This window comes from Acinetobacter guerrae, assembly GCF_009372255.1.
Lineage (GTDB): Bacteria > Pseudomonadota > Gammaproteobacteria > Pseudomonadales > Moraxellaceae > Acinetobacter > Acinetobacter guerrae.
The window spans coordinates 42,328-48,327 of sequence record NZ_LXGN01000006.1 but is presented as its reverse complement, the minus strand read 5'-3'; the positions used below and the strand labels follow the sequence as shown (position 1 = coordinate 48,327).

General features: G+C 37.8%; 7 protein-coding genes. 3 read left to right on the top strand and 4 right to left on the bottom strand.

The annotated features are described in order from the left end of the window. Nucleotides 1-187: 187 nt before the first annotated feature. Nucleotides 188-754: a peptidylprolyl isomerase gene (locus A7A69_RS05590; RefSeq protein WP_152876537.1), complete on the bottom strand. Its 567-nt coding sequence runs from the start codon at nucleotides 752-754 to the stop codon at nucleotides 188-190. 147 nt (nucleotides 755-901) lie between these two features. Further along, on the bottom strand, nucleotides 902-1,972 hold the full coding sequence (locus A7A69_RS05585; protein ID WP_120371154.1) for an alpha/beta hydrolase: 1,071 nt from the start codon (nucleotides 1,970-1,972) through the stop codon (nucleotides 902-904). Between the two features lie 194 nt (nucleotides 1,973-2,166). On the opposite strand from A7A69_RS05585, the gene A7A69_RS05580 reads away from it, so the two are divergent. Further along, nucleotides 2,167-2,376 (top strand): hypothetical protein, encoded by a 210-nt coding sequence (locus tag A7A69_RS05580; protein WP_241675216.1) that lies wholly within the window; start codon nucleotides 2,167-2,169, stop codon nucleotides 2,374-2,376. A 308-nt stretch (nucleotides 2,377-2,684) separates the two neighbouring features. Here A7A69_RS05580 and A7A69_RS05575 read toward each other — a convergent pair whose 3' ends face one another. Both A7A69_RS05575 and A7A69_RS05570 read right to left on the bottom strand, forming a co-directional pair. Then, nucleotides 2,685-2,924 (bottom strand): hypothetical protein, encoded by a 240-nt coding sequence (locus A7A69_RS05575; protein ID WP_152876536.1) that lies wholly within the window; start codon nucleotides 2,922-2,924, stop codon nucleotides 2,685-2,687. Between the two features lie 443 nt (nucleotides 2,925-3,367). Then, nucleotides 3,368-4,228, bottom strand: coding sequence for an MBL fold metallo-hydrolase (locus A7A69_RS05570; protein WP_421721581.1), 861 nt, complete (start codon nucleotides 4,226-4,228; stop codon nucleotides 3,368-3,370). Nucleotides 4,229-4,336: 108 nt separating this feature from the next. Between A7A69_RS05570 and A7A69_RS05565 the strand changes: the two genes are divergently transcribed. Both A7A69_RS05565 and grpE read left to right on the top strand, forming a co-directional pair. Continuing rightward, on the top strand, nucleotides 4,337-5,230 hold the full coding sequence (locus A7A69_RS05565) for a LysR family transcriptional regulator (protein WP_152876535.1): 894 nt from the start codon (nucleotides 4,337-4,339) through the stop codon (nucleotides 5,228-5,230). 150 nt (nucleotides 5,231-5,380) lie between these two features. Then, nucleotides 5,381-5,935, top strand: coding sequence for a nucleotide exchange factor GrpE (gene grpE, locus A7A69_RS05560; RefSeq protein ID WP_152876534.1), 555 nt, complete (start codon nucleotides 5,381-5,383; stop codon nucleotides 5,933-5,935). Nucleotides 5,936-6,000 lie beyond the last annotated feature (65 nt).

Below are 6,000 nucleotides of genomic sequence, written 5' to 3'. Positions count from 1 at the left end.
ATCGTGTATCGCGTCGGGATGAGTGCATTATAGGGCATATTCCTACACAAGCAAGCGCTTTTAACCCATTGTTTTATTGCATGTTCTATTTTTGCGCACCATTTAAGTTCATATTGTATTCAAAATCACTGTAACCATTTCATTATAAAGCAGAAATATCTATGTCACATTTCTGCTTTATTGTTTATTATTTGACACTTTTTTGTGGCTTAATTTGAACGCTTAGTATTTTAACGGGTTGTTTAGGTACATTTTGATAAGAACCAATAGTGGTTGTTGGGAGTTTGACAATTTTATCGACCACATCCATGCCTTTTGTGACCTTACCAAAGACCGCATATCCTGCATCTACAGGAGAAGCATTAAGGGAGTCGTTATCTGCGACATTAATAAAGAATTGGCTCGTTGCAGAATTTGGATTACTGGTGCGTGCCATTGCTAAAGTACCGCGTGTATTTTTAAGACCATTACTCGCTTCGTTTTTTATTGCTGGTCGAGTTGCTTTTTCTTTTAGGTTGGTATCCATACCGCCACCCTGTATCATAAAGCCAGGGATGACTCGATGAAAAATGGTTCCTGTATAAAAGTTGCTTTTTATATAGGTTTCAAAATTTTTCGTGGAGATGGGCGCTTGATCATTGAAAAGTTCGATTTCAATATTACCCATAGAAGTTTTCATCTCAACCAAAGTATTAGCAAATACATTTATACTCATTAAACATCCTGCTGCCAGCAAAGCTACCTTTTTGAACATGTTTTTTCCTTATCATCTATAACGATCAATTCGCTGTCACACTAGCATAGTATGTGTATGCTGTATTTTTAAAGTATTGTTGTTTGTGTAATAAAAAAGGTGTTCCACGTGAAACACCTTTTTGCTGTTGCTATACCGATGTCGATATTATGCGTGTTTATCCCAAAATTTTCTAAACGCTTTACTCATTTGTACTAAATTGGCTTTGGCTTTACGGGAAACAGGTGTCAGGTTAATAAAACCATGCGTCTGATCCAGATATTCATCGTATTGAACCTTTACACCACTTTGACGTAATTTATGACTATAAATTTCACCTTCATCATGAAGAACGTCATGCCCAGCAGTCACCACATAAGCGGGTGCCATTTTTTTCAAATTTCCATAGGTTGGTGAAATAATGGGATCAGTTAATTCAATATGATGTTGAGTCGCGTAGTAATCCGTCACGTAGTCAATATCACGACCTGTTAGCACTAATCCATCTTTATAGGCATAAAAAGATGGATGACGACTTTTAAAATCTACAGCTGGATATATCAAAAATTGTGCCTGCGGTGCATAAGATTTTCCTACTGTACGTTGAGCCACCACAGTACTGATATTTCCTCCTGCACTATCACCCGCAACAGCAATACGATTTTTAAGAATTTTGAAATAGCGTCGGTTTTGGTAGACCCATGCCAATGCATCTTCACAAGACTGAATTAAATGCTTAGGAGAAAATTCTGGAGCTAAAGGATATTCAATACTTAATATTTGCACATTAGCTGATTTAGCAATAATGCGGCAAGCTTCATCATGAGTGTCAACATTCCCCACTACAAAGCCGCCGCCATGATAAAACACGATCATCGGCAGCTTTTTATTCGGATGTGGATGATAGTGTCTGGCAAAAATTGTACCGCTTTGTAAAGGTAGGCGAATATCTTCTACAAATTCTAATGGTGTTGGTTTACGTCGGATTGACTGCATTTGCAACTCAAACATCTGACGTGATCGATCTACATTCTCATCAATAAAACCTGAATAGCCTTGCTTCAGTTGTACCGCTACTAAACATTTGGTAAAGCTGTCGAGTTGTGGGTATTGATAGGGATAAGCCAGTAACTTAACTAGCGACTCTTGAACAAAAGCAGGGAGTTTGTCTAGTGCACGTGCTGCTGGCCCCTGCCCTTTTTCTAATAATGCCTGAAGCTTTTGCTGCGATACGTTCACTCGTTCTCTCCCTTAAAATGTCTGTCTTATTCACTTTTTCTACATATTCGATTGTGTCTTGACTATATGCGCATACAAGACACCTAATCAAGTTACATTTCCTTAATTTTTCCTACGCTAATACCAACCAAAATAAAAGTCATTGACTCAAACGTTATATGGCATTGGATAGTTTTGCCATTGGTTTAAACAAAATGAGGAGCAGTAAAATGAAAGTAATTTTTATCTCAGTTGTAACGGCATTTCTTGCAGTAGGCTGTATTGTCTTACCAGAAGACCATGATCATCGACATGGTGATCGCTACGGTTATGATAGAAACCATAATGATCAAAATGATAGAGATGAACATCGTTGGGGTCATGCAGACGGACATTGGAGATACGCTGATCGTGATCATAACTAAGGTTGCAAGTATTAAATAAACAAAAGCCTAAATCTATGGAGATTTAGGCTTTTGTTTGGAACGTACTTTGGCATCCTGCCATTTCCAGTACGACCAGTTTGGAACATCCTGTTCACTATGGAAGATAATATAATAGATCACTTAGAGCGGACTCGAGAGCAATCAACCTATGTTTTTGTACGTCATATCTTCGCTGATTGTCTGTTTTGAACGTTTCACATCAGTAGCAGCTGATATAAAATCCAGTGTTATGGTGGCATCCAATCATCACTTTCATGCGTTCATTGATGACAATTCAGATCAAGATATTATTGAATCGGAGCTGACTCAGGTGTAATTTGTGGCGCTTCAGGAGATGCCTGTACAGGTTGAGCTTGTGTAGCAGCATCAGCTTGTACTGCAACACCACCCTGAGCTTCAGTCGCCGCTTGTGGACTTGCAGAAGCCTGCGTAGAGCCAGAGGCATGTAAACCAGCTTCAGAGGCACAACCTACTGCTGTAAAAGTAACGCCTGCCAATACCAAAGACAATAGACCAAGTTTATTCATGTTTCTTTCCTTTCATTATGACAAAAAATTGCAAAGTCCAACTTTGCGCTGCCTATCATTCACAATTTTTTTAGGACAAACTCACATCATTGGTTGGTGTTTATAGAGATAGACGTACATGTTCTGCAATTTTTTTTAACTCAGGCCAATTTCACTAAAATTAGGTTAAATGAATGCGATTAACCCGCTAACTTATTCTCACATCTTTTATTTTTTAAGTTCCTAACAAACACACTAAGTGTTAAATCAGAGTTTTAAAGTTATATAAATCTCGTAAAACAACTATAAATAGTTACATGGTAATTTCACCCGTTTTTTGTGTTTTCTTATCAAGAAAAAAGCCCATTCTTAGAGAATGAGCCTAGTCGTTATACAAATACATTGGTTTTATATAAAGGTTTTTATACGGTCTTTTGACTAAGTATTTCGGTGTTGCGCCTGTGCTAAGGCCATTTCATTTCACCTTTTACTACTTTTGCACCAAAATCTAGGGTTCCCGTTTCTTTTAATTCTGGATATTTTTGCTGCATGGTGTGAGCAAGTTGTTGCGAGGTTTTACTGGTTTTAACTGCCTTTTCATAACTTTTCAGATAATTAAGTGAAAAATTGACAGCTGCTAAACCTTCTGGTGCATTTTGTACCATGTGTGCAGGTACAACAGTCTGAGGTTGTAATGCCTTGATGTTTTCCAGCGTTTTAATGACTTTAGCTCGATCTTGGGTACTTGGTGTATCTGCCATCCATAAATGAATACCAGAAGATACGGGAATGCCTCCCACCACTGTTTTGATTGAAGGAATCCACAAATAAGTCAATTCATCATGACCCTTGATTTCTATATTTTCATTTTCAAATTTCAGCGTTTTCGCTGTAAATATCTCTGGAACAATAATTTTCTCAGGTGCATTGGCTCCCATTTGCAGTGACCAGTATTTAAGTTTTAAGGCTTTTGTATCTTGAATATGTTTTACCGTTTCTGGAGTCGCGATAATTTTGACATTTGGAAAATAGTGCTTGAATACATCTAGACCAAAATAAAAATCTGGATCGCCATAGCTAACAAAAATTGTATTTAAAATTTTACCGCTATCCAGAATATCGGCAGCAACCCGAAGAGCCTCTGACTTGGAAAATTGTGCATTCACCAACATCACTTCTTTATCTCCTTCAATCAGAGTCGAAGTCACACCAAAGTTTTGCGGTTGTGCTAAAAAAGTTTGTATGGCCAATGGTTGCGCAATCGCCATTTGAGAAAAAAAAGCAGTGGTTAGCGCAAATATTATCCGCGTTTTAAAACTATTCATGATCCAATCCAGATAAATAAATACAACTTTAATTTGCAATTTGTGTCAGATAAAGCTGTTTATTCAAGATAAACTATTGCAAATATTGCAACAATAAGACATCTTTCTATGGATACCATTAAAGCAATACAAGTTTTTGTTAGTATTGCAGAACAAGGCAGCCTCAGCCGTGCCGCAGAGCAACTCAATTATTCTCGAGCAATGGTGTCACGTTATCTGGATCATTTAGAGCAAACTTTTTCAGTACGCTTATTTCAGCGTAATACCCGTAAAATCTCTCTGACTCCTGCGGGTGAAAAGGCGTTACGTTACTGTGAAAATATTTTGCAGCAGCAAAGTTTACTGTTTGATCTGGCTGCCCACGAACAACAAACGGGAACTATTCGTCTGACGTGTGGGTTATTTTTATATCAGATGGGCTTAAATGAATGCCTACGTGCTTTTAAACAACAGCATCCACAAGTTCAATTTGAAATTATTCTCACTGAAAATACGGTTGATCTGATTGACAGTCAGGTTGATTTAGCCTTGCGTATTACCCAAAAAGTTGCTGATGGTTTAATTGCTCGACCTGTTTATAACATCGAATCTATTTTTTGTGCGCATCCTGATTATTTAGCTCAACACCCTCCTCTATTACATCCGAGCCAACTTTTACAATACGACTGTATTACTCATCATCATGCCAGTCAGTATTGGACGTTGTTTAACGCAGCACAGCAGCCTCAGAATTATCCTCTTAATAGTACCTTCAAAAGTAATGACGTAAATGCTTTGTATGATATGTGTATCAATGCGCAAGGGATTGCCATGTTACCCACGCGATTGGTGCAAAATGATTTGATTCGTGGACAATTAATACAAGTATTAGCTGATTTTTCTGCCTCCGATTTGACGCTATCTTTGGTCTATGTGTCCCGACAACATTTACCCAGAATGATTCAGCAATTTATTGCATTTTTAATTGAACACCTCGATTTTTACTTAAATAAAGAAAATTAAAGAGATTTAAATATAACTGTATGCTTGAATTTTTAAAGGATGCCCATACCTCATCCGTTATTCATATGGCAGTTCAGCATGATGCAGTTGCAAACACTGGTAACTAAAGGACTGTACATGTTTAAAAACCCATTTAAACGGAGATCATCAATGGCTAATGAGCAAAACGAGCAAGCTCAAGACTTATCTTCAGAGCAAGCTGCACAAAATAATGAGCAATTTCAGGCTGAAGATATCGAGCAAGTCGCAGATGCTGGCGTTGAAGATTTAAAAGCGCAAATCAGCAAACTTGAAGAAAGTTTGAAATTAGAAAAAGCACGCACAGCGAATGCTGTTTACGAAGCTCAAAAAAGTGTTGAGCGCATTCAACGTGAGTCAGAGAAACATAAAGAAACCGTGCTTGAGAAATTTGCCAAAGAATTATTGGACTCTGTCGATAATTTGGAGCGCGCAATTCAGGCTGCAGGCGATCAAGAAACACCCCTACTTGAAGGTGTCAAACTCACTTTAAAATCACTACTCACCACCCTTGAAAAATTTGGCGTAGTTGAAGCAAACACTCAAAATGGCTTTAACGCCGATTTACATCAAGCGGTTGGTATCGATCCAAATGCCAAAGCCAACCAGATTGGTACTGTTTTACAAAAAGGCTATACCTTAAATGGACGTTTATTACGCCCTGCTATGGTCATGGTTGGTCAATAATGACTATTATTTGAGATTTTTTTGATTTTTTTCATAAAAATCCTTGAAAAAAAACGATTAACTCT

What these genes read in the sequence shown, in the direction of transcription:
- A7A69_RS05590 (WP_152876537.1), bottom strand. Translation starts at nt 754, where the DNA reads ATGTTCAAAAAGGTAGCTTTGCTGGCAGCAGGATGTTTAATGAGTATA.
- A7A69_RS05580 (WP_241675216.1), top strand. Translation starts at nt 2,167, where the DNA reads ATGAGGAGCAGTAAAATGAAAGTAATTTTTATCTCAGTTGTAACGGCA.
- A7A69_RS05575 (WP_152876536.1), bottom strand. Translation starts at nt 2,924, where the DNA reads ATGAATAAACTTGGTCTATTGTCTTTGGTATTGGCAGGCGTTACTTTT.
- A7A69_RS05570 (WP_421721581.1), bottom strand. Translation starts at nt 4,228, where the DNA reads ATGAATAGTTTTAAAACGCGGATAATATTTGCGCTAACCACTGCTTTT.
- A7A69_RS05565 (WP_152876535.1), top strand. Translation starts at nt 4,337, where the DNA reads ATGGATACCATTAAAGCAATACAAGTTTTTGTTAGTATTGCAGAACAA.
- grpE (WP_152876534.1), top strand. Translation starts at nt 5,381, where the DNA reads ATGGCTAATGAGCAAAACGAGCAAGCTCAAGACTTATCTTCAGAGCAA.